This is a genomic window from Rhizobacter sp. LjRoot28 (assembly GCF_964253025.1).
Taxonomy (GTDB): domain Bacteria; phylum Pseudomonadota; class Gammaproteobacteria; order Burkholderiales; family Burkholderiaceae_C; genus Rhizobacter.
The window spans coordinates 692,184-718,390 of sequence record NZ_CAXUQC020000001.1 but is presented as its reverse complement, the minus strand read 5'-3'; the positions used below and the strand labels follow the sequence as shown (position 1 = coordinate 718,390).

The 26,207-nt window shown below is 67.0% G+C and carries 24 protein-coding genes; 10 read left to right on the top strand and 14 right to left on the bottom strand.

Annotated features, from left to right (window positions below; all coding sequences use genetic code 11):
• Positions 1-335: 335 nt before the first annotated feature.
• Positions 336-2,108 (top strand): DEAD/DEAH box helicase, encoded by a 1,773-nt coding sequence (locus tag ACSQ2F_RS03435; RefSeq protein ID WP_436019791.1) that lies wholly within the window; start codon positions 336-338, stop codon positions 2,106-2,108.
• A 118-nt stretch (positions 2,109-2,226) separates the two neighbouring features.
• Here the strand turns inward: ACSQ2F_RS03435 and ACSQ2F_RS03430 are convergent, their stop codons facing one another.
• The 9 genes from ACSQ2F_RS03430 to ACSQ2F_RS03390 all read right to left on the bottom strand — a co-directional run bounded on the left by ACSQ2F_RS03430 (position 2,227) and on the right by ACSQ2F_RS03390 (position 11,383).
• Entirely contained in the window at positions 2,227-2,586 is a 360-nt protein-coding gene (locus ACSQ2F_RS03430) for a hypothetical protein (protein ID WP_436019789.1), read from the bottom strand.
• Between the two features lie 1,121 nt (positions 2,587-3,707).
• Positions 3,708-4,022 (bottom strand): hypothetical protein, encoded by a 315-nt coding sequence (locus tag ACSQ2F_RS03425; RefSeq protein ID WP_436019787.1) that lies wholly within the window; start codon positions 4,020-4,022, stop codon positions 3,708-3,710.
• Between the two features lie 138 nt (positions 4,023-4,160).
• Complete coding sequence (locus tag ACSQ2F_RS03420; RefSeq protein WP_436019785.1) at positions 4,161-4,433, bottom strand: hypothetical protein; 273 nt, start codon at positions 4,431-4,433, stop codon at positions 4,161-4,163.
• Positions 4,434-5,115: 682 nt separating this feature from the next.
• Positions 5,116-5,934, bottom strand: a complete 819-nt coding sequence (locus tag ACSQ2F_RS03415) for a hypothetical protein (protein WP_436019783.1) — start codon at positions 5,932-5,934, stop codon at positions 5,116-5,118.
• Positions 5,935-6,023: 89 nt separating this feature from the next.
• The gene (locus ACSQ2F_RS03410) at positions 6,024-6,911 is read right to left on the bottom strand and encodes an acyl-CoA thioesterase (protein WP_436019781.1); all 888 of its coding nucleotides are present in this window, start codon (positions 6,909-6,911) and stop codon (positions 6,024-6,026) included.
• Between the two features lie 101 nt (positions 6,912-7,012).
• Entirely contained in the window at positions 7,013-7,474 is a 462-nt protein-coding gene (sixA, locus tag ACSQ2F_RS03405; RefSeq protein WP_436019779.1) for a phosphohistidine phosphatase SixA, read from the bottom strand.
• A complete protein-coding gene (ppk1, locus tag ACSQ2F_RS03400) occupies positions 7,474-9,525 on the bottom strand; it encodes a polyphosphate kinase 1 (RefSeq protein WP_436019777.1) in 2,052 nt (683 codons plus the stop codon). Before ppk1 ends, sixA begins: the two co-directional genes overlap by 1 nt.
• Positions 9,525-10,589, bottom strand: a complete 1,065-nt coding sequence (locus ACSQ2F_RS03395; RefSeq protein WP_436019775.1) for a glycosyltransferase family 4 protein — start codon at positions 10,587-10,589, stop codon at positions 9,525-9,527. The genes ppk1 and ACSQ2F_RS03395 overlap by 1 nt, the downstream gene beginning before the upstream one ends.
• On the bottom strand, positions 10,586-11,383 hold the full coding sequence (locus tag ACSQ2F_RS03390; protein ID WP_436026720.1) for a UDP-2,3-diacylglucosamine diphosphatase: 798 nt from the start codon (positions 11,381-11,383) through the stop codon (positions 10,586-10,588). Before ACSQ2F_RS03390 ends, ACSQ2F_RS03395 begins: the two co-directional genes overlap by 4 nt.
• 192 nt (positions 11,384-11,575) lie before the next feature.
• On the opposite strand from ACSQ2F_RS03390, the gene ACSQ2F_RS03385 reads away from it, so the two are divergent.
• Genes ACSQ2F_RS03385 through ACSQ2F_RS03360 form a run of 6 tightly spaced genes read left to right on the top strand, consistent with a single transcriptional unit; the run spans position 11,576 to position 17,881 of the window.
• Entirely contained in the window at positions 11,576-12,508 is a 933-nt protein-coding gene (locus ACSQ2F_RS03385) for a hypothetical protein (protein WP_436019773.1), read from the top strand.
• Positions 12,508-14,253 carry a single-stranded-DNA-specific exonuclease RecJ gene (gene recJ / locus ACSQ2F_RS03380; RefSeq protein WP_436019771.1) on the top strand — a complete coding sequence of 582 codons (1,746 nt, stop codon included), beginning with the start codon at positions 12,508-12,510 and terminating at the stop codon, positions 14,251-14,253. The genes ACSQ2F_RS03385 and recJ overlap by 1 nt, the downstream gene beginning before the upstream one ends.
• A 16-nt stretch (positions 14,254-14,269) precedes the next feature.
• Complete coding sequence (locus ACSQ2F_RS03375) at positions 14,270-15,388, top strand: PQQ-dependent sugar dehydrogenase (RefSeq protein ID WP_436019769.1); 1,119 nt, start codon at positions 14,270-14,272, stop codon at positions 15,386-15,388.
• Between the two features lie 48 nt (positions 15,389-15,436).
• Positions 15,437-16,321, top strand: coding sequence for a 3',5'-nucleoside bisphosphate phosphatase (locus ACSQ2F_RS03370; RefSeq protein ID WP_436019767.1), 885 nt, complete (start codon positions 15,437-15,439; stop codon positions 16,319-16,321).
• Positions 16,318-17,238: a DMT family transporter gene (locus ACSQ2F_RS03365; RefSeq protein WP_436019765.1), complete on the top strand. Its 921-nt coding sequence runs from the start codon at positions 16,318-16,320 to the stop codon at positions 17,236-17,238. The genes ACSQ2F_RS03370 and ACSQ2F_RS03365 overlap by 4 nt, the downstream gene beginning before the upstream one ends.
• Positions 17,239-17,254: 16 nt before the next feature.
• Positions 17,255-17,881 (top strand): L-threonylcarbamoyladenylate synthase, encoded by a 627-nt coding sequence (locus ACSQ2F_RS03360; protein ID WP_436019763.1) that lies wholly within the window; start codon positions 17,255-17,257, stop codon positions 17,879-17,881.
• Positions 17,882-17,911: 30 nt separating this feature from the next.
• On the opposite strand, the gene ACSQ2F_RS03355 is transcribed toward ACSQ2F_RS03360, so the two are convergent.
• From ACSQ2F_RS03355 to ACSQ2F_RS03335, 5 genes are all read right to left on the bottom strand, one after another.
• On the bottom strand, positions 17,912-18,271 hold the full coding sequence (locus tag ACSQ2F_RS03355; protein WP_436019761.1) for a RidA family protein: 360 nt from the start codon (positions 18,269-18,271) through the stop codon (positions 17,912-17,914).
• Complete coding sequence (gene plsY, locus ACSQ2F_RS03350; protein WP_436019759.1) at positions 18,268-18,924, bottom strand: glycerol-3-phosphate 1-O-acyltransferase PlsY; 657 nt, start codon at positions 18,922-18,924, stop codon at positions 18,268-18,270. Before plsY ends, ACSQ2F_RS03355 begins: the two co-directional genes overlap by 4 nt.
• Before the next feature lie 25 nt (positions 18,925-18,949).
• Positions 18,950-19,441, bottom strand: coding sequence for an aminoacyl-tRNA deacylase (locus ACSQ2F_RS03345; RefSeq protein WP_436019757.1), 492 nt, complete (start codon positions 19,439-19,441; stop codon positions 18,950-18,952).
• 27 nt (positions 19,442-19,468) lie between these two features.
• Positions 19,469-20,542: an aldo/keto reductase gene (locus ACSQ2F_RS03340; RefSeq protein WP_436019755.1), complete on the bottom strand. Its 1,074-nt coding sequence runs from the start codon at positions 20,540-20,542 to the stop codon at positions 19,469-19,471.
• Between the two features lie 66 nt (positions 20,543-20,608).
• Entirely contained in the window at positions 20,609-21,100 is a 492-nt protein-coding gene (locus ACSQ2F_RS03335) for an N-acetyltransferase family protein (RefSeq protein WP_436019753.1), read from the bottom strand.
• 85 nt (positions 21,101-21,185) lie between these two features.
• On the opposite strand from ACSQ2F_RS03335, the gene ACSQ2F_RS03330 reads away from it, so the two are divergent.
• The 3 genes from ACSQ2F_RS03330 (at position 21,186) to pepN (ending at position 26,195) form a co-directional block, all read left to right on the top strand.
• Positions 21,186-22,127: an alpha/beta fold hydrolase gene (locus tag ACSQ2F_RS03330; RefSeq protein ID WP_436019751.1), complete on the top strand. Its 942-nt coding sequence runs from the start codon at positions 21,186-21,188 to the stop codon at positions 22,125-22,127.
• Positions 22,128-22,199: 72 nt separating this feature from the next.
• Positions 22,200-23,307, top strand: a protein-coding gene (gene prfB, locus ACSQ2F_RS03325) for a peptide chain release factor 2 (protein WP_436019749.1) whose coding sequence is annotated in 2 segments (ribosomal slippage) — positions 22,200-22,280 and positions 22,282-23,307 — 1,107 coding nt in all. Because the reading frame shifts where the segments join, the coding sequence is not laid out codon by codon here.
• Between the two features lie 212 nt (positions 23,308-23,519).
• Positions 23,520-26,195, top strand: coding sequence for an aminopeptidase N (pepN, locus tag ACSQ2F_RS03320; protein ID WP_436019747.1), 2,676 nt, complete (start codon positions 23,520-23,522; stop codon positions 26,193-26,195).
• The last annotated feature ends 12 nt before the right edge of the window (positions 26,196-26,207 follow it).

The following is a 26,207-nucleotide window of genomic DNA, read 5'->3' as shown; positions in this document are numbered from 1 at the left end:
CGTTCATCACCATGCTTTTCGAGGCCACCATGCTTGAACAGGAGACGAGCGCTCGCTCAGCTGGAGGTACATGACGTCGGAGGCCCGCCAGCCCTCACGGATCCCCTGCCGACTCGGCTGCCCGCAGTGGCATGCTAAACCGGTGAATCCCGCCCCGTCCAGGTCGCTCACTTGCACCACTCTACGGGACATCCCCCGCCATTTCCTGCACAGAACAAGCTGGGCGCTTTAGACTTCTCCGAGTCTTACCCCAAAAGGGGTTTCCAACGCCATCACATGCCGGGGGTTAGTAAGTGGCGGTATTGATTCCTGCACTTGGCAGCTGCATCTCGCGCATGACGTCTGGGGAAAAGCGTCTGGCCGAACGGCTAGAGCAGAAGCTGGATGACGACTACTTGATGTGGTACGACGTTCCCGTCGGTCCCAAGCAATCCCACCCGGACTTCATCATTCTCCATCCGCGTCGTGGACTCCTGATTCTGGAGACCAAGGATTGGCGAGTGGACAGCATCCAGCACGTAACCCGCCAGTACTGGGACATCATTCCTGATGGCAATCGCAAGGTCGTAATCAACCCCCTGGCGCAAGCGCGTCACTGCGCCATCCAGGTGGTCAATGCGCTGGAGCGTGACAAGCAACTCGTCCATTCCGCAGGCCATCACTCCGGCAAGCTGGCGTTTCCGTGGGGCCATGGGGTTGTGCTGACCCGCATCACACGCAAGCAGTTCAAGACGGCCGGGCTCGACCAGGTCATCGAACCGCATTTGGTGATCTGCTCCGACGAAATGCTGGAGTCGGTCGACGAGGAGACCTTTCAGCAACGATTGTGGAACATGTTCCCTCACGCTTTCGGCGGAGCAATGTCCCTGCCGCAGTTGGACCGGGTTCGCTGGATCATGTTCCCGGAGGTTCGAGTCACCGGCGACCAGCGCACGCTGTTTGATGACGGGGATGCAGAAGCGGAGCTTCCTGACGTCATGCAGGTGATGGACCTGCAGCAAGAACAGCTTGCACGCAGCTTGGGCGACGGCCATCGAGTCATCCACGGCGTGGCGGGGTCAGGCAAGACCATGATCCTGGGTTACAGAGCGGAATATCTTGCCAAGGCTCAGACAACCACAACCAAGCCAATCCTCGTGCTGTGCTTCAACGAGCCGCTTGCAGTCAAGCTCGACGCTGCGTTCACCGCCAAGGGCATTGCGGATCGAGTGCACGCCAGGAACTTTCACAAATGGTGCTGGCATCAGTTGAAGGCCTTCGGGCAACCATTGCCGGCTCAAGGCAAGGCGATGTTCGACCAGATGGTGGACAACGTCATCCGCGCGGTCGAACGCAAGCAGATTCCATCCGGACAGTACCAAGCCATCCTGATCGACGAAGGCCATGACTTCAGGCCTGAGTGGCTGAAGCTGGTGACACAGATGGTTGATCCGTCCACCAACAGCCTGCTCCTGCTCTACGACGACGCGCAGAGCATCTATGAGCGCACGCGCACCAGACAGTTCAGCTTCAAGAGCGTCGGCATCCAGGCGCAAGGCCGAACGACGATCCTCAAGATCAACTATCGCAACACGCGGCAGATACTGCAGACAGCCAGCCTGATTGCTGCCGACCTGCTGTCGCCCGAGGACAAGGACGACGACGGAATTCCGATCGTCAGGCCTATCAGCTGCGGACGTGAAGGCGCATCACCATTGATCATGAGGTTGCCCAGTCTTCGTGAGGAGGTTGAGCGGATCGCTGATCTGCTGGCAGAAGAGCACCACAGCGGCGGCCGCGCATGGGGAGAAATGGCCATCCTGTGCCGCGACTACACCGTGATGGAGTCCTGTGCGAGAGCGCTTTCGCATCGAAGGCTCCCTCACCAAGTGCGAAAGCGGTCAGGGGATTTCAGGCCGACCCACGACGCCATCAGAGTCATGACCATGAAGGTGAGCAAAGGGCTGGAATTTCCCGTCGTGGCAATCCCGGGCGTGGGCGCAATGCCTGTAGCGGGTGAGGACGAGAAGGAGGAAGCGCGCTTGTTCTACGTAGCCGCGACACGGGCCACTGAGCGCTTGGTACTGACCATCAGTGGCGATGGCGCCTTCGGCAGAAAGCTTGTTTGAACAGGCGTCATGAACCGACCTTCTTCGCGGGAATGACTGCCAGCCAGTGAGCCCGGTCGACCTCCCTCACGTCACTCTCCGGCGTGCAGCGTCACCAGGCACATGACGCGAAGGAGGCTCAGCGCCGCTTCGCCGAAGCTCGTGCAACCGCATCCGTAAATTGTTGCTGGTGGTCGCCCAGCTTGTTCACGACGGCCGCGAACCAGTGAAGTGTCTCCTCCATGAAGTCGTCGTCTTGTGGTTCCGAGTACAGCGTGCAAATGACTGCTCGGGTCCCCATGACCTCAGGCGTCGAAAGCACCGAATCGGCGTTCAGGGCTTTCAGATGCTTCCAACATGCGACTCGTGCGGATGTCAGTGCTTCCGCCGGCCCTCCTTGAGCAGCTTTCCAATGATCCAACGCCTTTGCCAGTGAGTCCGTGGCCACGGGAGGCAGGACAAAGCCGCACCGCGCGAGGCAGTCGGTCATCACGATCATGTAAAACGCCTGACGCTCTTGCTTGGTCCGCTGGCGTGCAACCTTGGTGCACGCGGTTAGAAGTTCATGGTCAATCATACTGGGACACGAGGGCCAGGCCACCAATTTGCACGAAGGAGGCCGACTGCCATTCGGCGTCGTTCATTCCTGCAAGACACGGAGTATCTTCAAGTCGTTGATGAGTTCGTCAGCCTCTTCCTCGTCAAGGCCCGCTCTGGAAAGCACGGCAGGAAAGACCAGAGAGGCCAGCAAATCACGCAACGGTTAAAGTGGAAGTCGGGAAGATGCGCATGCCAAACATGGGTCAGCTCGACCATTGTCAGTTTCCGCATCAGTTGATGCAATTGCTCTTCAAACGCATTTCCGTACTCCTCTGAAACCCATGCCAAAACCTGCCGATGCGTCCACGTGTTCGCGTGATTCTTGCACCCGGTCCAATAGTATTAAGGGCCACCCTACGGACTTCGCTATAGGTCAGATGTTCAATCGGGGCGCGCTGTTCCGGGTCGCTCTGGTGCAGGTGATTCGATCTTCGACTCCTCTGTCATGGCGGCATACCCAACGGAGCTCAGGAGTGAATCGCGGCAACTTGAGCACGCGCCTACGAGAAGTGGTGGCGGTCTTGCTGGCTGCGTTCCCCCTTAGGTCCGCGTTTCACCGCGCCGCTCGTGGCCTGCTATCGGTCGGGAGGCTTCGAGTGCGCCCAGTCCAGTCCTACCCGGCACCCGCTTGTATAGAACCACGCGCCGCTCAAGAGGCCGTCCTCGGATGCCGGGAACGCCTCTGAAAGACCGACCAGCAAGTCATCTGGAGAGAGGTTTCGGGCGTCGTCTGCATCGTTTGATCTGATGAATGCCCGACCTTCGCGCATGAGTTGCCTTACCACCCAGAAGAAGGCTTCCTTTCTCGCGGAGAATGTTGCGAACCTAGCTGCCCAACCCGTGGAACGTTCGACCCACGCAATCTCATGCCAGATTGCATCGATCCCCATATGCTCGCAATTGCCGGTTATGACTGCGTATTCCTCAGAGGACAATAGATCCGGTCTTTTCGAATGAAAATTCACCTGACTGCCTTCGCCCGAAATTGTGCGGGCCATGCACGCTTTGGCTTCAACGTGGTCACCACTTCTCTATCAGCCATCTGGCGTCGTCTGCCCTGGGGTCAGCGCCAATCTTTGTTTTGAGTTCATCCCACACGGGACCAAGTCGAGCATGTTCGGGGTTTTCCTTCGAGGCAGCCGCTGCTCGGGTGACTGCGTGGAGGAAGGTCATGAACGATTCTCTGTCGAGTTCTTTGGCCGATATGATATCCAAGCCCCCTTCGTCCATTAACCTGAAAACATGATTCGACACGGCGACATCGCTGGACAACATCGCTCGGCGAAGGTGATCAATCAAATAGTCAAAGTAAACCGAATTCAACGAAATCAACACGTCCGACGAGATAATTATGCCGCCTGCCATACTATTTGCCCCGTTATGAGATGACTCGGTCCAACCGTAGTTTGGCAGACCATGGCTCACAGCTTTGTGAAAGAAGTCCGAGGCCAAGCGGTTCAACGGATGTGAGCTTCACACCCGCGCCACCTGATTCGCCTCGACCGTCGCGAGGGCGTAGCAGTCTTGCTCAGGAATGTAAAATTCCAGTTCGTATGCATCGGGGCGGCTTGGATTGCCGTGGAATAGAACGACGGTGGCCACCGAACCTGCATTCAGGAGAAGCTTGCGCGATTCCCCGATCACATGGGCTTCCACGTGGGCCAGCAGGCGGACCGAGTGGCATTCTTCAAAAATGAACAGACCTACCTCCTCCCAGAGACGCAAGTGACGGAACGCACGCACCATCCGCACCTGCTTTGCTCCCAACAAGCCGTGCCACTGCCGCAGCAACTCTGGTCTAGCGCCAAGCGACCTATTTGCAGTGCGTCACGCGACGAGGTAAGGCGCAGCATGTCAGGTGCGCCATTCGCCGTCGTATGGGCATGCGGCGGTAAAGAACCAGAGCCCGTCATTGAGCTGTTCCGCGTTCGAGGGCATGCTTGGAGCAAGGCGTGCAACGGCTTCCGGCCGTTCGCAAGCAGATACGCCTGTTGACTTGTCGCGAAGCCCGAGCCTGTCGGTCTCGACGAATCGGCTCACTGCCCATGTGAAGCCCTTCCGCTTCTCTTCGAAGGTGCCCAACCCGGCTTGCCAATCACCGCCATTGAGCGGCGATGCGAAGTCCAGCCAAACAGCATCGATTGCCGTGTGTTCGCAAACGCTGCCATGTGCGCGTACTCAGTGTCGGACAGCAATTTCATTCGCCTTTCTCCTCATTGCGCTGGTCAACCGAGCCCCGCAGTAGCCGGCTAAGCTGCCGCAGCGGTCGGGCGCCATCCCTCAGCGCTTCGCCGTTGCCACGCTCCTCCGGAGAGAGCCTCACACACGCCAACGCCAACCGGCATGAAGACGGCTCGGTTCTCGCCCAAGTGCTATTGGGCCACCGAACATGCGTCGCAGGTTGTGCGTTCCGTCTCTGGTATCTGGATCACTCGCGCCAGTCCTGCACGTTGCCGGACCATCGGTCATCGTAGGGAAACAAGTCGGTCGAGTCCTTGTCGCAGACGACGAAGCACCGATTGACGAGGAGTTCCTGTCGCTCCTGCCGGGTCAAGCCATGTTCGTCTAAGGCTCCGGCCGGGACGGCGGCGATGTCGTTCGGTCCATCGACGTTGAAATGGAATTTGCCGTTCAGACAGTAGTCACGTCGGAACGGCGTTCTCCAGGACGAGTTGGAACCCCAACCGTGCGCAAGGTCGGCGTGCAGTCGATTGGCCCTGCGGTGTGCCCAGTAGAGCGTGGATCTGTCCGCAATTCCCGGCGTCATGTGCCGGGCTCCCGCAGACACCGTCACGCCTGCTCGCATGAAGAGCATCGGGCCCAGCATCAGGCAGGGCCAGTGATAGTGACGCGTCCAAGGACCGGTTGCTGCGTTGGCGATGGGAACCAGTTCAACGATCTCGTGATGGAACGGGGACCACCACGTGGAGGTCATAACGTCCAGACCGATCTCCCGCGCGAACCGCTTGAATTCGTTCAAGGTGACCGGGGGCCCCGGCCAGCCGCTGTCGAGGGCAACGCTCGTTTGAAAGTTAAGCGCAAGCACCTCGAAGACCCGGTGTGCCGAATACAGGAACCACAGTTCTTCTCCGGTCATCTGCGGAATCGTATGGCCCGCCCGGGCCCCCAAGGATCGCAGGTGTTCGATCGCCGCGGCGTTCTGGCCGACCCAGGGGCTTAGCACGTCGCCGAAGGCGGCTCGGCCTTCGTAGTCCAGCAGCGCATCGTGAAGCGATCGAAGAGACATTGATTCCTGATTTACTGCGGCTTGGTCCGGCCGGGTGGGGAGACCCCGCCACTCGCGCCTTTGGCCCCGCACTCCAGCGGTTAGACGCCCTACCCTTGCCCCAACGACGACCCCGGATGCGGCTGCACCCGCATCAGCCCCTCCTGCGCGACTGACACGACGAGGCGGCCGTCCTGCGTGAAGATGCTGCCGCGGCAGAAGCCGCGGGCGCCGCCGGCGGCGGGGGAGTCGGTGGCGTAGAGCAGCCACTCGTCCATGCGGAAGGTGTCGTGGAACCACATGGCGTGGTCGAGGCTGACGCCTTGCACGTTGCCCTTGAAGAAGCTCAGGCCGTGCGGCATGAGGGCCGAGCGCAGCAGGCCGAAGTCGGACGAGTAGGCGAGCATGGCCTGGTGGAGCACCGGATCGTCCGGCAGGCGATCAGCGGCGCGGAACCAGGCGTCGTTGCGCGGCGGGCGGATGGGCGGGTCGATGGGGTCGAGCGGATCGATCTGGCGGATCTCGATGGCGGTCTCGGCATGCAGCACGGCGCGCAGGCGTGCGGGCAGGCGGTCGAGGTGGCGACGCCGCAGCTCCAGATCGCTGATGAGGCCGTCGGGACCCGGCACGTCGGGCATGGGCGCGCGGTGCACCGGACCGTCCTCGTGCACGTGGAAGGAGGCGGCGAAGTTGAAGATGGGCTGGCCATGCTGGATGGCGACCACGCGGCGCGTGGTGAAGCTGCCGCCGTCGCGGATGCGCTCCACGTCGTAGACGATCTTCGCGTTCTTGTCGCCGGGGCGCAGGAAGTAGGCGTGCAGGGAATTGACGCGGCGCGTACCCTCGACCGTCAAGGCAGCCGCCATCAGCGCCTGGCCGAGCACCTGCCCGCCGAAGACCCGCGGGCTGCCGATGTCGCCGCTCACGCCCCGAAAGAGATTCTGCTCGAGCGGCTCGACCTGCAGCAGCTCGACCAGTTCCTTGACTTGAGGATTCATGACGGAATGATCGCACGCACGTTGACGGGCGGTCAGTCGCGTGAACGACAGGAGCTGTCGCTTTTGCACCAGTGCTCGGGCAGCACCGGGTCAGTGCACCTTCAGAGCAGGTCGGGCGATTGCACCGCCTGCACGACCACCTGGGACACCCCGGCGCGCTCGCGCTGGCGAAGCCACCACACCGCGCCCTTCTTCAACACCCACGTCTGGTGCACTTCACCGAGCAGCAAGGCCGCCACCTGGCCGAGCGTCGGCTGGTGGCCGACCACCATCACCGGCTCGCTGGCATCCGGCCAGCGCACGGCGCTGAGCAAGGCCACCGGTGACGCGTCGGGCGCGAGCGCCTGCACCGTCTTGAAGTCGCGCTCGAGGGCCTTGGCCGTCTGCTGGGTGCGGACAGCGGGGCTCACGAGGATCCGGGTGGAGTGGGCCAGGCGCTGGTTCAGCCATTCGGCCATGCGTTGCGCCTGACGCTCGCCCTTGGTCGTGAGGGCGCGGTCGAGGTCGGACTGGCCTTCGCGGATCACATGGGCTTCGGCATGGCGCCAGAGGATGAGGTCCATCAGAGGCTCCCGGCGTGGCGCTGCATCAGCGCCTGTTGGGCACTCGGGCCGTCCGCGCCCAGGCGCAGGTACTGGCCATCCGGCTGCAGCTGCCACGCATCCTTGCGGTCGTGCAGGTAGGGCACCAGGCAGTCATCGATGACGCGCTGGCGCATCTGCGGGTCACGCACCGGCCAGGCCACTTCGATGCGGCGGAACATGTTGCGGCCCATCCAGTCGGCGCTCGACAGGTAGAGCGCTTCGTCGGCGTCGGTCGGGCCCCAGCGGAAGTACAGCACGCGCGAATGCTCGAGCAGCCGCCCCACCACCGAGATCACCCGGATGCGGTCGGTGATGCCGACGAGGCCTGGCGGCAGCATGCAGGCGCCACGAATGATGAGGTCGATGTCGGCACCGGCCCGACCGGCCGCCACCAGCGCCTCGATGATCGGCACGTCGGTGAGCGCGTTGACCTTGGCGACGATGCGCGCCGGGCGCCCTTCCCTGGCCGACTGGGCCACCTGCTCGATGTAGCGCACCACCTGGCGATGCAGCGTGAACGGCGCCTGCAGCAGCTGGCGCAGCGGGCGGGTCTTGCCCAGGCTCGCCAGTTGCTGGAACACCGCGTCGGCATCCGAGGTGAGTTCGGCATCGGCCGTCAGGTAACCCACATCGGTATAGAGCCGGGCCGTCTTCGGGTTGTAGTTGCCCGTCGACAGGTGCGCATAGCGGCGCAGACGCGTGCCCTCGCGACGGGTCACGAGCAGCAGCTTCGCATGCGTCTTCAGGCCCACGATGCCGTACACCACCTGTGCGCCCACGGCCTCCAGCCGTTCGGCCCAGTTGATGTTGGCTTCTTCATCGAAGCGCGCCTTCAGCTCGACGACGGCCATCACTTCCTTGCCACCGCGTGCGGCCTCGATGAGCAGGTCCATCAGGGGCGACTCGCTGCCCGTTCGGTAGATCGTCTGCTTGATGGCCAGCACGTCGGGGTCGCGTACCGCCTCGCGCAGAAAATGCACCACCGGCTCGAACGACTCGAAGGGATGGTGCATCAGCACGTCGCGCTGACGCAGCTGGTCGAAGAAGGATTCGTCGGGCGACAGGCCCGCCGGCCACGGGGCCACATACGGTTCGAAGCGCAGCGCCGGCGCGTCGGCGCCGTCGATCAACGCGTTCAGGCGCACGAGGTTCACCGGCCCATTGACGAGGTACAGCGCGGCAGGCGGCAGGGCGAACTGCTCGAGCAGGAACTGCGACAGCTCCGGCGGGCAGGTCTTCACCACCTCCAGGCGGATCGCCTGACCGAAGTGGCGCGTGGTGAGGCCCGAGCGCAGCGCCTGGCGCAGGTTGGTAACGTCCTGCTCGTCGACCTCGAGGTCGGAGTCGCGGGTGAGGCGGAACTGCGAGAAGGCCTCGACCTCCCGGCCCGGGAACAGGTCACCCAGGTGTGCACGGATCACGCTCGTGAGCAGCACGAAAGCCTGGCCGCCTTCGGAAATCTCCGGGGGCAGCTTGATGACCCGCGGCAGCACGCGCGGCACCTTCACGATGGCGATGGTGTTCTCGCGGCCGAACGCATCCTTGCCGCCCAGTCGCACGATGAAGTTCAGCGACTTGTTGGCCACCTGGGGAAACGGGTGCGACGGGTCCAACCCCACCGGCACCAGCAACGGGCGCACCTGGTGGTGGAAGAACTGGTCGACCCAGGCCCGCTGCGCGTCGTTGCGCTCGTCGTGATTGAGGATGTGGATGTGCTCGCGCTTGAGCGCCGGCATCACCTCTTCGTTGAAGGCGCGGTACTGGTCGTCGACCAGGGCGTGAGCCTCGGCGGCCACGGCCTCGAGGTCGCGCACCGATACGCCGGCCCCGGGCTTGCGCGCCGCCTCGATGTAGTCGGCGAAACGCACCTCGAAGAACTCGTCCATGTTGGACGAGACGATGCAGATGTAGCGCAGGCGCTCGAGCAGCGGCACGTCCGGCCGACGGGCCTGGGCGAGGACACGACGGTTGAATTCGAGGATGGCGCTTTCGCGGTTGAGGAGCGCAAGCGGCGGGAGCACGTCGGTCATCACACCAGTTTATGAAGCTTTGTTGTCGTTTTTATGACAGCGGTTCGAGCGCCGTCGTGAGCCGGTACAAGATAACCGATGAACTGCCTGCACACAGCGTCCCAATCCATGGTGAGCGCGCGTTCGCGGGCGCTCTGGCGGGGCACGGCGAGCGCGCGCAAGGCAGCCTCGCGCAGGTCCTCGTGCAGCACGCCGCCATGGCGGCCGTCGCCCGGGGGGCCGATCACGTCGAGCGGCCCCGGCACCGGATACGCCGCCACGGGCGTGCCGCAGGCGAGGGCCTCCAGCATCACGAGTCCGAAGGTCTCTGAACGGCCGGGAAACACGAAGACGTCCGCGGCGCTGTAGATGCGCACGAGTTCGGCACGCGGCACCACGCCGCGCCAGTGCACGTCCGGGTACGCGCGCTGCAGCCGCTCCTGCAGGGGACCCACGCCGTACACCACCTTGGAGCCGGGCAGATCCAGGTCGAGGAACGCCTCCAGGTTCTTTTCGTAGCTGAGGCGCCCGACATGGAGGAACACCGGCCGCGACAGCTCGAGGTCCGCGCCCGCTACCGGCTGGAAGAGCGACAGGTCGACACCGTGGGACCAGCGCCGCAACGGCGAGAAGCCGTGCTGTTCAAGAATGCCGTGCATGCCCTCGCTCGGCACCATGATGCCGGACGACGGTGCGTGGAAACGACGGAACCAGGCATAGCCCCACCGCTCCGGGATGTGCAGGGCGCGGGCCAGGATCTCCGGAAACCGGGTGTGGAAGGCGGTGGTGAAGGCGCGCCCGTGGCGGCGGCACCAGGCCCGGGCGGCCGAGCCGAGCGGCCCCTCGGTGGCGATGTGGATGGCGTCCGCATCGGCCGCGGCCAGGCGGCGCGCCACCTCGCGCGCCGGACGCCATGCCAGCTCGATCTCGCGGTAGCCCGGGCAGGCGAAACGGCGAAAGCCCGACGGCTCGATCAGCTCGACCTCGTGGCCCTGCGCCAGCAGGCCCGCGTGCAGCTCGACCAGCGTGGTGACGACGCCGTTGACCTGCGGCGTCCAGGCGTCGGTGATGAGTGCGACCTTCATGCAGCGGCCTGGCGAGCCGCCGCACGGGCGCGTCGCCCGATGCCATGCGCCGACCAGTCGACGATCTCCAGTCGCCCGTCGGCATGTTCGACGAGGGCGGTGAGGCTCTCGACCCAGTCGCCGTCGTTGGCGTAGAGGATGCCGTCGATGTCGCGCAGCTCGGCATGATGGATGTGGCCGCACACCACACCCTGAACGCCGCGCTTGCGTGCTTCGCGCGCCACGGCGGCCTCGAAGTCGCCGACGTAGCTGACCGCACGCTTGACCTTGAGCTTCAGGTACTTCGACAGGCTCCAGTACGGCAACCCCATGCGGGCCCGCAGCGAGTTCAGGTAGCGGTTGAGCTTGAGGGTGAACTCGTAGAGGCTGTCGCCCACGTGCGCCAGCCACTTGGCACACTGGATCACGCCGTCGAACAGGTCGCCGTGCATCACCCACAGCCGCCGCCCGTCGGCCGTCTCGTGCACCCAGTCCTCGGCCACCTCGATGCCGCCGAAGTCGTGCCCGACGTAGCGCCGTGCGAACTCGTCGTGGTTGCCCGGAATGAAGATGACGCGCGTGCCCTTGCGCGCCTTGCGCAGCAGCTTCTGGACGACGTCGTTGTGGGCCTGCGGCCAGTACCAGCTGCGCCGCAGCTGCCAGCCGTCGATGATGTCGCCCACGAGGAAGAGGTGATCGCTCTCCACGTGCTTCAGGAAGTCGAGCAGTGCGCCAGCCTGGCAGCCGGGGGTGCCCAGGTGGAGGTCGGAGATCCACACGGCGCGATAGCGCGCCCGCCGGCTCGTCGAGACCATGTCGTCGTCGGGCGGCTCGTCGCGCGGCTCCGGAGCGGCGGCCCATGCGCGAAGGATGGCGGCGTCGGTGTGCATGGAGGTCCATCGTCGCTGTGCGGCATGACGCCGGCGTGGCGCGCGCGTGACCGCACGGTGACCACGCTCCAGCCTGCGCTGCGTGGGGGATTGGCCGCCTCACCGGATAATCGCGCGATGCACCTGATGATTCCGTTCGCCTCCGCGCTGTCCGACAACGGGCGGCACACGTTGCGCGACCAGAACCTGCCCAACCTGGCTCGGCTGCTGGCCCAGCTCACGCCCACGGAGCGCATCGGCACCGACGAATACACGCTCACCCCGCCGCATGAGCGGGCACTGGCCGACACGCTCGGCTGGACGGGCGACGATGGCTGCCTCCCGTGGGCCGCCCGCGCCGCGGCGGCGGATGGCGTCGAGGTCGGCGACGCTGCCTGGGGCCTTCTCACGCCGGTGCACTGGCATGTCGGCGCCGACCACGTGAGCCTCGCCGACCCGCACAACCTGTTCCTGAGCGCCCAGTCCTCGCACACACTCTTCGAGGCGGTGACCCCGCTCTTCGTCGAGGAAGGCTGGCAGATCGCCTGGGGCGCGCCCACGCGCTGGTACGTCTCTCACGAAAGCCTTGCCGACCTGCCCTCGGCCTCGATCGACCGCGCCATCGGACGCAACATCGACCTGTGGATGCCGGTGCATCCGCAGGCCCGCCTGGTGCGCCGGCTGCAGAACGAGGTTCAGATGCTGCTGTACCAGCACCCGCTCAACGACGAGCGCGTGAACCAGGGTGCCCTGCCGGTCAACTCCTTCTGGCTGAGCGGCTGCGGCCGCTTCCAGCCGGAGCGGCCCCAACCGGGCCGCGTGCTCGACGAACGGCTGCGCGCCCCGATGCTGGCCGAGGACTGGGCTGCCTGGGCCGAAGCCCTGCAGGCGCTCGATGCCGGCCCGGTGGCCGCCCTGCTGGCGCGTGCCCGCCAGGGCGAGCCGGTCTCGCTCACGCTGTCTGGCGAGCGGCACGCCCAGCGCTTCGAGAACCGGCCGCAGCCGATGTGGAGCCGCCTGCGGCAGCGCTTCAGCGCCCCTTCGGCCGCCCCGTTGCTGCGCGAGCTGTGATGAACGCGCCGGCCATCACCCGCCGCGACGTGCCGCCGCGCAGTGCCTGGGCGCTGGAGCAGGCGGGCGTGCACCCCTTGCTCGCGCGCCTTTTCGCCGCACGTGGCGTGCGCACGCCCGACGAGCTGGACGACGGCCTGGCGCGCCTGCTGCCGCCGTCCGAGCTGACCGGGGCGCAGGCCGCGGCCCGCTTCCTGGCCGACGCCATTGCCGCGCGCAAGCGCCTGTGCGTGGTGGCCGACTACGACTGCGACGGCGCCACCGCCTGCGCCGTCGCCCTGCGAGGCCTCGCCCTGCTGGGGGCCGCGCCAGGGACGCTCAGCCACATCGTGCCGGACCGCGCGGTGCACGGCTACGGCCTCACGCCCGCCATCGTCGACCTGGCGTGCGACGCCGTCCCGGGCGACTGTCCCGACGTCCTCATCACGGTCGACAACGGCATCGCGAGCCTGGCCGGCGTGGCCCATGCCCGCGCCCGCGGACTGGACGTGGTGGTGACGGACCACCACCTGCCCGCCCGCGAAGGCGACGCCACCCTGCTGCCCGACGCGACCGTCATCGTGAATCCGAACCAGCCGGCGTGCGGCTTCGCCAGCAAGAACCTCGCGGGCGTGGGTGTGGTGTTCTACGTGCTGCTCGCGCTGCGCAGCGAACTGCGCGAGCGCGGCGTGTTCAGCGCCGAACAGCAGCCTCGGCTCGACAGCCTGCTCGACCTGGTGGCGCTCGGCACCGTGGCCGACGTGGTGCGCTTGGACGCCAACAACCGCCGGCTCGTCGCGCAAGGCCTGCGCCGCATTCGCGCCGGCCGCATGCAACCCGGCGTGGCGGCGCTCTTCACCGTGGCAGGTCGCGACGCAAGCCGCGCCTGCGGATTCGACTTCGGGTTTGCGCTCGGCCCGCGCATCAATGCGGCCGGCCGGCTGTCGGACATGTCGCTCGGCATCGAGTGCCTGCTGACGGATGACCCGGAGCGCGCCCTGGCCCTGGCCCAGCAACTCGACGCGATCAACCGCGAGCGGCGCGAGCTCGAGGCCGGCATGCGCGAGCAGGCCGAAGGGCTGCTGGCCGACCTGCTCGCCGATGCGGCGCTCGCCGGCGATCCACCGGCCGCGCTGTCGATCTACGATTCGGGCTTCCACGAAGGCGTGGTGGGCATCGTCGCCTCGCGCCTGAAGGACCGGGTGCACCGCCCCACCTTCATCTTCGCCCGCGGCCAGGACGGCTTGCTCAAGGGCTCGGGCCGCTCGATCACCGGGTTCCACCTGCGCGATGCGCTCGACCTGGTGAGCAAGCGGCACCCCGGGCTGCTCAAGCGCTTCGGCGGACACGCCATGGCGGCGGGCGCCACGCTGGAGGAAGCCGATTTCCCCGTCTTCCGGCAAGCCCTGCAGCAGGTGGCGTGCGAATGGCTCGACGCCCCCACCCTGTCCCGCATCCTGCTGACCGACGGTCCCCTGGGCATCGAGTACTTCACGCCCGAAACGGTGCGCGCGCTCGACGCCCAGGTGTGGGGCCAGGCGTTCGAGCCGCCGGTCTTCAGCGACGAGGTGGAGGTCATCTCGCAGCGACTGGTGGGCGAGAAGCACCTGAAGCTCTCCGTGCGGCACGCGGGCACGGTGCGCGACGCGATCTGGTTCGGCCACGCCGAGCCCGTCGCCGACCGCGTGACGCTGGCCTACCAGCTGCGCCTGGACGAGTACAACGGCAAGCAGCGTGTCCAGATGATCGTCGAAGGGCTCGCCTGAGCCAGGAGGTTCCGACATGGTCCATGCATTCACCGTCCTTCGCCGTGCCGCCGGCGCCGCCACGCTGTCCCTGGCGTGTGCAGTGGCGGTGGCCGCACCCACGGTGGACACCGTGGCCCGCGGTCTCGCGCATCCGTGGGGTCTCGCCTTCCTGCCCGAAGGCCGGATGCTCGTCACCGAACGCCCGGGCCGGTTGCGCATCGTCGCGCCCGACGGCACGCTGGGGCCGCCGGTGGACGGCGTGCCGGCCGTCGACGCGCGCGGACAAGGTGGCCTGCTGGACGTCGCCCTCGACCCGGATTTCCCCGGCAACGGCCGGGTGTACCTCAGCTATGCCGAACCCGGGACGGGTGACCAGGCGGGCACGAACGGCACGGCGGTCGCGCGGGGCCGCCTGTCGGGCAACCGCCTGACCGAGGTGACCGTGATCTTCCGCCAGCACGACAAGCATGCCAGCAGCGCCCACTTCGGCTCGCGGCTGGTGTTCGACCGCGACGGCCGGCTCTTCGTGACAACAGGCGACCGCTTCAGCCGCCGCAACGACGCGCAGGTCCTGGGCAGCCATGTCGGCAAGGTGATCCGCATCCAGACCGATGGCGCCGTGCCGGCCGACAATCCCTTCGTGCGCCGCGAGGGCGCGCGGCCCGAGATCTGGAGCTACGGCCATCGCAATGTGCAGGGCGCCGCCCTGCACCCGCAGACCGGCGAGCTGTGGACGCACGAGCACGGCCCGCAAGGCGGCGACGAGCTCAACGTCACCCTGCCTGGCCGCAACCACGGCTGGCCGGTGGTGAGCCACGGCGCCGAATACGGCAGTGGCCGCCCCATCGGCGAGGGCCGCACCAAGGCCGGCATGGAGCCGCCGCTGCACACCTGGGTGCCGTCCATCGCCGTCAGCGGCATGGCCTTTCTCACGAGCGACCGGTATCCGGGCTGGCGGGGCAACCTGTTCGTGGGCGCCCTGCGCGGCCAGGCGCTGGTCCGCCTGCAACTCGACGGGCGCCGCGTGGTGAAGGAGGAACGCCTGCTCACCGACCTGGACGAGCGCATCCGCGACGTGCGCCAGGGGCCCGACGGCTGGCTCTACCTGCTGACCGACAGCGACGAGGGCCGGATCCTGCGCCTGCGTCCCTGATTTGGCCACGGGCCAGCGCGCCGGCGGCCGGCTGCCTACAATGACTCGGTGAATACCCTCAACCCCGCGCTCAACGCCGCGCTGAACGCCGACCTGCACTGCCACTCCGTCGTCTCGGATGGCACGCTGACGCCCGAGGGCCTGGCGGCGCGGGCGCATGCAAACGGCGTCCAGCTGTGGTCCCTGACCGACCACGACGAGGTGGGTGGCCAGGCACGCGCGCTGGCGGCAGCCCATGCCCTCGGCCTGCCATACCTCACCGGTGTCGAAATTTCGGTGACCTTCGCCGGCGCGACCGTCCACATCGTGGGGCTCGGCTTCGACGCGTCCCACGGCGCCATCCAGGAAGGCCTTGCGGCCACACGGGGCGGACGGGAAGCCCGGGCGCGCGAGATGGCGGCAGGGCTCGCCGCCGTCGGCATCGAAGGCGCCTACGAGGGCGCCCTGCGCTACGTCGGCAACCCGGACCTGATCTCCCGCACCCACTTCGCCCGCCACCTGGTCGAGACCGGCGTGTGCAGCGACACGTCGGAGGTGTTCCGGCGCTTCCTCGTCGAAGGCCGGCCCGGCTACGTGCCGCACCGCTGGGCGTCGCTCGGCGACGCCGTGCGCTGGATCACCGAAGCTGGCGGCACCGCCGTGATCGCCCACCCCGGCCGCTACAAGTTCACACCCAACGAGGAATACGCGCTCTTCACCGAGTTCATCACCCATGGCGGGCGCGGCGTCGAGGTGATCACCGGCAGCCACACCACGGCCGACTTCGCCAAGTACGCCGACATGGCGATCGAGTTCGACCTGCTCGCCTCGCGCGGGTCCGACTTCCACAGCCCCACCGAGAGCCACGTCGACCTCGGCCGCCTGCCACCCCTGCCCGATCGCCTGCGCCCCGTGTGGGAGACGCTCGCCGACCGCGTGCAGCGCCCGACGTGAGCGGTCAGCGCCCGGCCCTGGGCATCGTTCTCATCCTGCTGATGGCGGGGTGCTTCGCGACGATGGACACGTCCATCAAGTACCTCGGCGCCTTCGTGCCGGTGCTGCTCCTCATGTGGGGCCGCTACCTCACCCAGACCGTCGTCATGGCGGTGTGGCTGCTGCGCTCCCGGACCTCGGGCTTTCGTGCGGCCCACCCGCGCTTCCAGGCGCTTCGTGGTGTGCTGCTGCTGCTCACCAGTTCGGCCAGCTTCTTCGGCGTGCAATACATGCCGGTGGCCGAGTTCACCGCCATCAACATGCTGACGCCGGTGGTCGTCACCTTGCTGGCAGGCTGGGTGCTGCACGAGCGGGTGTCGCTGCCCCGCTGGCTGCTGGTCTGCGGCGGCTTCGCCGGAGCGTTGATCGTCATCCGGCCCGGCAGCGGGATCTTCGGTTGGGCCGTGGTGCTGCCGCTGGCCGGCGCGGTGAGCTACGCCAGCTTCCAGGTGCTGACCAGCAAGCTGTCCGCGCTGGAAAGCCCGTTCACCACGCACTTCTACACCGGGCTGACCGGCACGCTGATCCTCACGCCCCTGCTGCTCCTGAGCGGCATCGACGTGGCGTCGACGCTCGCGGGCGCAAGCGCCGGGCACCTGGCGCTGATGCTGGGCATCGGCCTGCTCGGCACCACCGGGCACCTGCTGCTCATCCTGGCGCTCGGCCTGGCGCCCACCGCCACGCTGATGCCCTTCGTGTACACCCAGATCGCCATGGCGGCCGCAGTGAGCTACGCCGTGTTCCGCTACGTGCCCGATGGCTGGGCCTGGGTCGGCATGGCGGTCATCGCCGCCTGCGGCGCCGCGAGCGCCTGGCTGAACGTGCGGCGCGCGGCAACGCCCACGTCGGCCGTGGCAGCCGATACCATGGCGGATTGACCGCGAAGGACGTGCCATGCCGCAATACGTCGAAGTCCATCCAGACAACCCGCAGCAGCGGCTGCTCAAGCAGGCCGCGCAGGTGCTGCACGCCGGCGGCATCGCCGCGGTGCCCACCGATTCCAGCTATGCCCTCGTCTGCCACCTCGACGACAAATCGGCGGCCGAGAAACTGCGCCGCATCCGCGGGGTGGACGACAAGCACCACCTGACCCTGCTGTGCCGTGACCTGTCCGAACTGGCGAGCTACGCGCGGGTGGACAACAAGCAGTACCGCTTGCTCAAGAGCGTGACGCCGGGGCCGTTCACGTTCATTCTGGAGGCGACCAAGGAAGTGCCGCGCCGGGTGTCCCATCCGTCACGGCGCACCATCGGCCTGCGGGTTCCCGACCACACCATGCTGCAGCAGTTGCTGGAGGTGTTCGGCGAGCCGCTGCTGGCAACGACGCTGATCATGCCGGGCGAGACCGAACCGCTGAACGACCCCGAGGAAATCCGGGAGCGCCTGCGCAACCAGATCGAGGCCGTGGTGGACGCGGGTGCCTGCAAGATGGAGCCGACCACGGTGGTCGACCTGACCGGCGACGAGCCGGTGGTGCTGCGGCAGGGCCGGGGTGACCCCGCCCTGCTCGGCCTGGGCTGACCCCGACCGCGCGGGCAGCAGCGCGGCGTCTCAGCCGCGCACCGCGGCCGTCACCACGATTTCAACGCGCACCTCGGGGCGCGCCAGGCGCGCCTCCACGGTCGCGCGGGGCGGCGCGTCGCCCGGGCTCACCCAGTCGTCCCACACCTCGTTCATGCCGGCGAAGTCCGCCATGTCGGCCAGGAAGATCTGGGCCATGAGGATGTGGGCGCGGTCGGAATGGGCCTCGCCCAACAGCCGATCCACATGGGCCAGGACCTGGCGCGTCTGGCCGCCGATGTCCTGGGTGGTGTCGTCGGGAATCTGGCCGGCGAGGTAGACCGTGCCCTGGTGGACGGCGATCTCGGAGAGGCGGTCACCCACATGGAAGCGGCGGACGGAAGTGGTCATCGACGGGTTCCTTTGGTCTTCGGTGTGGCGGCCACGGGCGCAGCCGCCTTCTGCCCGAGCTTGCTCTCGGTGCCGTTCATCAGCTTGCGGATGTTGGGGCCGTGACGCCAGATCAGCAAACCGCCCATGACGGCCACCGCGAGCGCGATGGGCCCCCGCTCCCAGATGAGCAGCTGGTAGAACGGGGCGAACAGGCCGGCCACGATGGCAGCCAGCGATGAATAGCGGAAGAAGGCGGCGATCACGATCCAGGTGGCCAGCGTGGCCAGACCGAGCCACGGATTGAAGGCCAGCAGCACGCCGGCCGCCGTTGCCACGCCCTTGCCACCCTGGAAGCGGAAGAACACCGGCCACAGGTGGCCGAGGAAGGCCGCCAGGCCCACCATGGCGACGGTGCCCTCCCCCAGGCCGTAGGGTTCGCCGAAGCGGGCCACCAGCCAGACGGGCAGCCAGCCCTTCAGGGCGTCGAAGAGCAAGGTGAGGATGGCCGCCAGCTTGTTGCCCGAGCGCAGCACGTTGGTGGCGCCGGGATTGCCCGAGCCATAGCTGCGCGGGTCGCTCAGGCCCATCACGCGGCTCACGATGACGGCAAACGACAGCGAGCCGATCAGGTAGGCCGCGACGGTCGCGGCGTAGGGGTACAGAGTCTCCATGGGGTGTCGGATGTGGGCAAGGCCGTCATTCTGCACCGGCGCATTCGACCGGCTTCGCGCCGAGCAGGTCGACGAGCACCGCGGGAGCAATGCCGACGAGGTAGCCGCGCCGTCCGCCGTTGATCAGGATGCGGGGCAGTCCGAGCACCGATGCCTCGACGTACACCGGCATCGCCTTGCGCGTCCCGAAGGGCGAGGTGCCGCCAACGAGGAAACCGCTGTGCCGCTGGGCCACCTCGGGCTTGCAGGGCGCAACCTTGCGCGTGCCGATCTGACGCGCCAGGTTCTTCAGGCTCACCTGGCGGTCGCCGTGCATGAGCACGATGAGCGGCCGGGCGGACTCGTCCTCCATCACGAGCGTCTTGACCACCTCGTGCTCGGGCACGCCGAGCTGGCGTGACGACTCGGCCGTGCCGCCATGGTCGACGTAGTCGTAGAGGTGCTCGGTGTACGCCACCTTGTGCGCCTTCAGCCACTGGGTGGCGGGCGTCTCCGATGCATGCGCCTTGCGGGCCATGTCAGGCCTCGGCCCGCCGCCGGAGCGTCATTGCGCCGGGTCGCGGTGCTGCCAGCGGATCGCGTCGATCTCGGCCAGCAGCTCCGGCGACAGGCGGGTGCCCCAGGCATCGATGTTGGCATCGAGCTGCTCGGGCCGCGTCACGCCGATGATGGTGCTGGCCACGCGCCAGGAGGTGTAGCAGAAGGCGAGCGCCATCTGGGTGGGCGTGAGGCCATGGCGGCGGGCCAGGGCGTTGTACAGCCGCGCCGTCGACAGGGCCTCGGGCCGCGCCCAGCGCTGCTGCTTCATGGAGTCGAACATGGACAGGCGACCGGGCTTGTCGTCCTCGGAATGGATGCCGACCTCGTCGTACTTGCCGGTCAGCGCGCCAAAGGCGAGCGGCGAGTACGCAAGCAGCGAGACGTCCAGGCGGTACAGCGATTCGTCGAGCCCGTTGTCGAGCGCGCGGCTGTTGAGCGCATACGGGTTCTGCACGGTCGCCACGCGGGGCAGGCCGTGGGCCTCGGCCAAGCGCACGAACTCGTGAACGCCCCACGGGCTTTCGTTGGACAGGCCGACATGGCGCACCTTGCCCGCCTTCACGAGGCCCGCCAGCGCTTCGAGCTGCTCACGGATGCCGGTGTACTCGCGGTCCTGCGTCGGGTCGAAGTACAGGTTGCCGAAGGTCGGCACGTTGCGGTTCGGCCAGTGGATCTGGTACAGGTCGATGTGGTCGGTGCGCAGGCGCTGCAGGCTGTCGTCGCAGGCCTGCACGATGTCGTCGGGCAGCAGGTTGCGGCTGCCGTTGCGCACCCACGGCATGCCGCGCGACGGCCCGGCCACCTTGGTGGCCAGCACGACCTGCTCCCGCACGCCAGGACGGCTGGCGAACCAGCTGCCGATGATGCGTTCGGTGGCGCCGTAGGTCTCGGCCCGCGCGGGCACCGAGTACATCTCGGCGGTGTCGATGAAGTTGATGCCGCGCGACAGGGCCTGGTCGAGCAGCGCATGGGCGTCGGCCTCGCCGACCTGCTGGCCGAAGGTCATGGTGCCCAGGCAGATGGGCGTCACCCGCAGGTCGCTGCGGCCGAGGGGAATCAAAGGCAGTGGAGTGCTCATGCCCGCGAGTTTAGGGTTTCGGGGCCGGTCTTGCAGGACCGGCGCCATGGCGGTCGTCCGGCAGGATCAGCGGACGGCCAGCGCGGTCAAGGCATCGCCGGTCACGCGGCACAGCCGCCACTCGGGCAGCAGGCTGGCGCCCATGCGGCCATAGAAACGGATGGCGTCCTCGTTCCAGTCGAGGACGCACCACTCGAAGCGGCCGTAGTTGCGTTCCACCGCCAGCTTGCCGAGGCGCACGAGCATGGCCTCGCCAATGCCCTGCCCGCGGGCCGCGGGCTTGACGTACAGGTCTTCCAGATAGAGGCCCGGCTGGGCGAGGAAGGTGGAGAAGTTGACGAAGAAGAGCGCGAAGGCCACCACCTCGCCGCCCGACTCGGCCACGTAGGCCTCGGCTGCCGGCTTCTCGCCGAAGAGCTGCGGACGCAGCTTCTCGGGCGTGACCTGCAGCAGGTGCGTGAGCTTCTCGAACTCGGCCAGCTCCCGGATGAGCCCCACGATGGGCGCGACGTCGCGCAGTTCGGCAGGGCGGATCGAGAAGGCAGGCGCTGGGTTCATGGCGGGCAGAGCTGGGTTCGGAGGGCGGCGTGGCCTGTCACCGGACGGACAGCGCCGCCAGATGCAGCGCAATATCATCTCACGCATGACCCCGCTTGCCCCCTATGCCGTACGCCGTGAAAGCCGATGCGAGTTCACTTCCCTGCGGGGCCTGCGCTACCACGTGAGGCAGTGGGGCGATGCGAGCCTGGTCACGCCGGACTGCCCGCCGCTGGTCATGGTGCACGGCTGGATGGACGTCGGCGCCTCGTTCCAGTTCGCCGTGGACGAACTCGATGCGCTCGAAGGCCCGAAACGCTGGATCATCGCGCCCGACTGGCGCGGCTTCGGCCTGACGGAAGCCCCACCCACCGACAGCTACTGGTTCCCCGACTACCTCGGCGACCTCGACGCCCTGCTCGACCAGCTGATCAGCGGGCTGCCGGCCGATCAACCGATCGACCTGCTCGGCCACAGCATGGGGGGCAACGTGGTGATGATGTACGGCGGCATCCGCCCGCAGCGCATTCGCCGCCTGGTCAACCTCGAGGGCTTCGGCCAGCCCGCCAGCACGCCCGCCCAGGCACCCGCCCGCTTGCTGGAATGGCTCGACGAACTCAAGACGCCCGCGCAGCTCAGCAGCTACACGAGCGTGGACGGCGTGGCACGCCGCCTGCAAAAGACCAATCCGCTGCTGCCGTCCGACCGCGCCGCCTGGCTGGCTGCCCACTGGTCGCGCCCCGATGCCGAGGGCGCCTGGCAGATCCTGGGCGACCCGGCGCACAAGCGCGTCAACCCCTACCTCTATCGCAAGGAGGAGGCGATGGCCTGCTGGGCCGCCATCGAGGCGCCGCTGCTGTGGATCGAGGGTGACCGCAGCGACACCGCGCGCTGGTGGGGCACGCGCTACTCCAAGGCCGAGTTCCACGAGCGCCTGTCGGTGGTGCGCCGGGTCGAGAAGGACGTGCTCTCGCCGGCCGGCCACATGCTGCACCACGACCAGCCGGCCGCGCTCGCTCGGCGGCTCAAGGCCTTCCTCGACGTGTGACTGTCCGGCCCCCGTGCCGTCGCGTGTCAAAATTGCGGGCTTGCACTGCACAGAACACACAGGAACTGCACCATGGACGTCGAACACATCAATGCGATTGGCAACACCCTCGCCGACCTGACCCGTCGGACGATCGATCTTCGGGGGTATCTTTGACTACGATCGCAAAGCTCTACGCCTGAACGAAGTCAACGCCGCGCTCGAGAACCCCAAGGTCTGGGACGAGCCCAAGCGTGCCCAGGAACTGGGCAAGGAAAAGCGCAGCCTCGACACCGTCGTCGAGACCATCGACCACCTCACGGCCAACCTCGCTGACAACACCGAGTTGTACGAGATGTCGAAGGAGGAAGGCGACACCGATGCGCTGTCCGCCATCGAGGCCGATGCTGCCAAGCTGTCGGAGATCGTGTCCGGCCTCGAATTCCGCCGGATGTTCAACAACCCGGCCGACCCGAGCAACTGCTTCATCGACATCCAGGCCGGTGCCGGTGGCACGGAAGCCTGCGACTGGGCCAGCATGCTGCTGCGCCAGTACCTCAAGTACTGCGAGCGCAAGGGCTTCAAGACCGAGGTCATGGAAGTCAGCGAAGGCGACGTCGCCGGCATCAAGAGCGCCACCATCAAGGTGGAGGGTGACTACGCCTTCGGCCTGCTGCGCACCGAGACCGGCGTGCACCGCCTGGTGCGCAAGAGCCCGTTCGACAGTTCCGGCGGCCGCCACACCAGCTTCGCGAGCCTCTTCGTCTACCCGGAGGTGGACGAGTCGTTCGAGATCAACATCAACCCGGCGGACGTGCGCACCGACACCTACCGGGCCAGCGGCGCGGGCGGCCAGCACATCAACAAGACCGACTCGGCGGTGCGCCTCACGCACATCCCGACCGGCATCGTCGTGCAGTGCCAGAACGACCGCTCGCAGCACCGCAACCGGGACGAGGCATGGCAAATGCTTCGCTCGCGCATGTACGAGCACGAGATGCGCATCCGCATGGCCGAGCAGCAAAAGCTCGAGGACACCAAGACCGACGTGGGCTGGGGCCACCAGATCCGCTCGTACGTCCTCGACCAGAGCCGCATCAAGGACCTGCGCACCAACGTCGAGATCTCGAACACCCAGAAGGTGCTCGACGGGGACCTCGATGCGCTCATTGAAGCCAGCCTGAAAATGGGCGTGAGCTGATGGAGCCCCCCACGTCGCTTCGCTCCTGCCCCCCGCGGGGGGCGCCACGGGTCGCCCGGGAGACCCGGGCTCGCGTGTGGCTTGAGGGGGTGGGTCGCTTTGCTTCCACATTGGGTGGAGCGGCCTTGATTGGGGCGGGCTTTGGGGTTGGCGGTAGGCTCGACACTGGCGCTGTGTGCGTTGGTGAACACAACTAAGGGACAGGACACTCCATGCGTGAAGGTACGGCCACTCTGATCCGTCGCGAGGACTACACCGCGCCGGCGTTCTGGATCCGCAGCGTCGATCTGACGTTCGAGCTGGATCCCGTGAAGACGCTGGTCATCAGCCGGATGCAGGTGGAGCGCAATGCCGATCTGCCGGTGCAGGCGCTGCGGCTGCATGGCGACGACATCGTGCTGACGCGGGTGCTGGCCAATGGCGAGTCGGTGTCGTTCCGGCATGAAGACGGCATGCTGGTGATCGACTCGCTGCCGGAGGGTCCGTTCCTGCTCGAGATCCGCAACACCTGCTCGCCCGAGAAGAACACCGCGCTGTCGGGCCTGTACCAGTCGGGCGGCGGGCTGTTCACCCAATGCGAGGCCGAGGGCTTCCGCCGCATCACCTACTTCCTCGACCGGCCGGACGTGATGGCCGTGTACACCGTGACGCTGCGGGCGTCGAAGGCGGCCTACCCGGTGCTGCTGTCGAACGGCAACCTCGTCGAACAAGGTGACCTCGGCAACGGCCGCCACTTCGCCAAGTGGCACGATCCCTTCCCCAAGCCGAGCTACCTCTTCGCCCTCGTGGCCGCCGACCTCGTGGCCCGCGAACAGCACATCCGCACCCGCAGCGGCAAGGACCACCTGCTGCAGGTGTATGTGCGCCGCGGCGACCTGGAAAAGACCGAGCACGCGATGAACTCGCTCATCGCGAGCATCGTCTGGGACGAGGCCCGCTTCGGCCTGCCGCTCGACCTGGAGCGCTTCATGATCGTCGCCGTCGGCGACTTCAACATGGGCGCGATGGAGAACAAGGGCCTCAACATCTTCAACACGAAGTTCGTGCTGGCCACGCCGGCGACGGCCACCGACGTCGACTACGCCGGCATCGAGAGCGTGGTCGGTCACGAGTACTTCCACAACTGGACCGGCAACCGCATCACCTGCCGCGACTGGTTCCAGCTGAGCCTGAAGGAAGGCCTGACCGTCTTCCGCGACCAGGAGTTCAGCATGGACATGGCGGGCAGTGCGTCGGCCCGCGCCGTCAAGCGCATCGAGGATGTGCGCCAGCTTCGCCAGGTGCAGTTCCCTGAAGATGCCGGCAGCATGGCCCACCCGGTGCGGCCCGACAGCTACGTCGAGATCAACAATTTCTACACCGCGACCGTCTACGAGAAGGGCTCTGAGGTCGTGCGCATGATGCAGACGCTGGTGGGGCGCGAGGGCTTCGCCCGCGGCATCACCCTCTACTTCGAGCGCCATGATGGCCAGGCCGTGACCTGCGACGACTTCGCCCAGGCCATTGCCGATGCCAACCCCGACACGGCCCTGGCCCGCCTGCTCCCGCAGTTCAAGCGCTGGTACAGCCAGGCCGGCACGCCGCGCCTCAGCGCCCGTGGCCGCTTCGACGCACCCACGCGCACGTACACGCTGAGCCTGGAGCAGACCGCACTGCCCTCGCCCGGCCAGCCCGAGAAGGCTCCCTTCGTGATCCCGGTGGCCATGGGCCTCGTCGGCCGTGACGGCGCGGCGCTGCCCCTGCAACTCGAGGGTGAAGATGCCCCGGTGGGCAACGAGCGCGTGCTCGTCCTCGACGAGGCGCGCAACTTCTACACGTTCGTGAACATCGACGTCGAGCCGGTGCCGTCGTTGCTGCGCGGATTCTCGGCGCCGGTCGTGCTGGCTGACCACCTTGCCGATGCCGACCTGCTGACGCTGCTTCAGCACGACCCGGACGCCTTCAACCGCTGGGAGGCCGGCCAGCGCCTCGCAATGAACCGCCTGCTGGCGGCCATCGGCGGCGAGGCACCGCTCGCGCTCGACACGCCCTTCGTGGACGCACTGCGCAACGTGCTGCGCCATCCCGAGCTGGACGCCGCCTTCAAGGAACTGACCCTCACCCTGCCGAGCGAGACCTACCTGGCCGAGCAGCTGAGCGTGGTCGACCCGCAGAAGATCCACACGGTCCGCGAAGCCATGAAGCTGCAGCTGGCGCGCGAGTTGCGCGACGACTGGGCCTGGGCCTTCGAGCAGAACCAGGTGGCGGGCGGCTACTCGCCCGACGCGGCGTCCGCCGGCAAGCGGGCCCTGGCCAACCTCAGCCTGTCGATGCTGTGCCTGGGTTCCGCCGCCGATGGCGACACCGTCTGGCCGGGCCGCGCGTTCCAGCGCTTCAAGGATGCCGGCAACATGACCGACCGTCTCGGCGCCCTGACGGCCCTCACCGCCTCTCATTCCGAGCTCGCCGAGCCGGCGCTGCAACGCTTCCACGCCCTTTTCAAGGACGAGGCGCTCGTCATCGACAAGTGGTTCGCCCTCCAGGCCACCACGCCCGAGAAGGACGGTCGCGTCTTCGCGCGGGCGAAGCAGCTGCTCAAGCACCCTGACTTCTCGCTGCGCAACCCGAACCGGGCCCGCAGTCTGATCAGCGCGCTGTGCATGAGCAACCCGGGCGCCTTCCACCGAACCGACGCTGCCGGGTACGTGTTCTGGGCCGACCGCATCATCGAGCTCGACAGCATCAACCCACAACTCGCTGCCCGCATGGCGCGCGTCATGGACCGCTGGAGCGCGCTCGCCGAACCGTACCGCAGCGCAGCCCACGTCGCCCTGCAGCGCGTGGCGGCCAAACCCGACCTTTCCAGCGACGTGCGCGAGATCATTGGCCGCGCACTCGAACAAGCCTGATTTTCAAGCCTA

Excerpts from the sequence above, each read along its gene's own strand:
- ACSQ2F_RS03345 (WP_436019757.1), bottom strand. The coding sequence starts at position 19,441 with ATGGCCCGCAAGGCGCATGCATCGGAGACGCCCGCCACCCAGTGGCTG.
- sixA (WP_436019779.1), bottom strand. The coding sequence starts at position 7,474 with ATGGACCTCATCCTCTGGCGCCATGCCGAAGCCCATGTGATCCGCGAA.
- pepN (WP_436019747.1), top strand. The coding sequence starts at position 23,520 with ATGCGTGAAGGTACGGCCACTCTGATCCGTCGCGAGGACTACACCGCG.
- ACSQ2F_RS03360 (WP_436019763.1), top strand. The coding sequence starts at position 17,255 with ATGCCGCAATACGTCGAAGTCCATCCAGACAACCCGCAGCAGCGGCTG.
- ACSQ2F_RS03390 (WP_436026720.1), bottom strand. The coding sequence starts at position 11,383 with ATGGTCTCGACGAGCCGGCGGGCGCGCTATCGCGCCGTGTGGATCTCC.
- ppk1 (WP_436019777.1), bottom strand. The coding sequence starts at position 9,525 with ATGACCGACGTGCTCCCGCCGCTTGCGCTCCTCAACCGCGAAAGCGCC.
- ACSQ2F_RS03330 (WP_436019751.1), top strand. The coding sequence starts at position 21,186 with ATGACCCCGCTTGCCCCCTATGCCGTACGCCGTGAAAGCCGATGCGAG.
- ACSQ2F_RS03335 (WP_436019753.1), bottom strand. The coding sequence starts at position 21,100 with ATGAACCCAGCGCCTGCCTTCTCGATCCGCCCTGCCGAACTGCGCGAC.
- ACSQ2F_RS03385 (WP_436019773.1), top strand. The coding sequence starts at position 11,576 with ATGCACCTGATGATTCCGTTCGCCTCCGCGCTGTCCGACAACGGGCGG.
- ACSQ2F_RS03410 (WP_436019781.1), bottom strand. The coding sequence starts at position 6,911 with ATGAATCCTCAAGTCAAGGAACTGGTCGAGCTGCTGCAGGTCGAGCCG.
- ACSQ2F_RS03430 (WP_436019789.1), bottom strand. The coding sequence starts at position 2,586 with ATGATCGTGATGACCGACTGCCTCGCGCGGTGCGGCTTTGTCCTGCCT.
- ACSQ2F_RS03355 (WP_436019761.1), bottom strand. The coding sequence starts at position 18,271 with ATGACCACTTCCGTCCGCCGCTTCCATGTGGGTGACCGCCTCTCCGAG.
- ACSQ2F_RS03375 (WP_436019769.1), top strand. The coding sequence starts at position 14,270 with ATGGTCCATGCATTCACCGTCCTTCGCCGTGCCGCCGGCGCCGCCACG.
- ACSQ2F_RS03340 (WP_436019755.1), bottom strand. The coding sequence starts at position 20,542 with ATGAGCACTCCACTGCCTTTGATTCCCCTCGGCCGCAGCGACCTGCGG.
- ACSQ2F_RS03420 (WP_436019785.1), bottom strand. The coding sequence starts at position 4,433 with ATGGTGCGTGCGTTCCGTCACTTGCGTCTCTGGGAGGAGGTAGGTCTG.
- ACSQ2F_RS03395 (WP_436019775.1), bottom strand. The coding sequence starts at position 10,589 with ATGAAGGTCGCACTCATCACCGACGCCTGGACGCCGCAGGTCAACGGC.
- recJ (WP_436019771.1), top strand. The coding sequence starts at position 12,508 with ATGAACGCGCCGGCCATCACCCGCCGCGACGTGCCGCCGCGCAGTGCC.
- ACSQ2F_RS03415 (WP_436019783.1), bottom strand. The coding sequence starts at position 5,934 with ATGTCTCTTCGATCGCTTCACGATGCGCTGCTGGACTACGAAGGCCGA.
- plsY (WP_436019759.1), bottom strand. The coding sequence starts at position 18,924 with ATGGAGACTCTGTACCCCTACGCCGCGACCGTCGCGGCCTACCTGATC.
- ACSQ2F_RS03435 (WP_436019791.1), top strand. The coding sequence starts at position 336 with ATGACGTCTGGGGAAAAGCGTCTGGCCGAACGGCTAGAGCAGAAGCTG.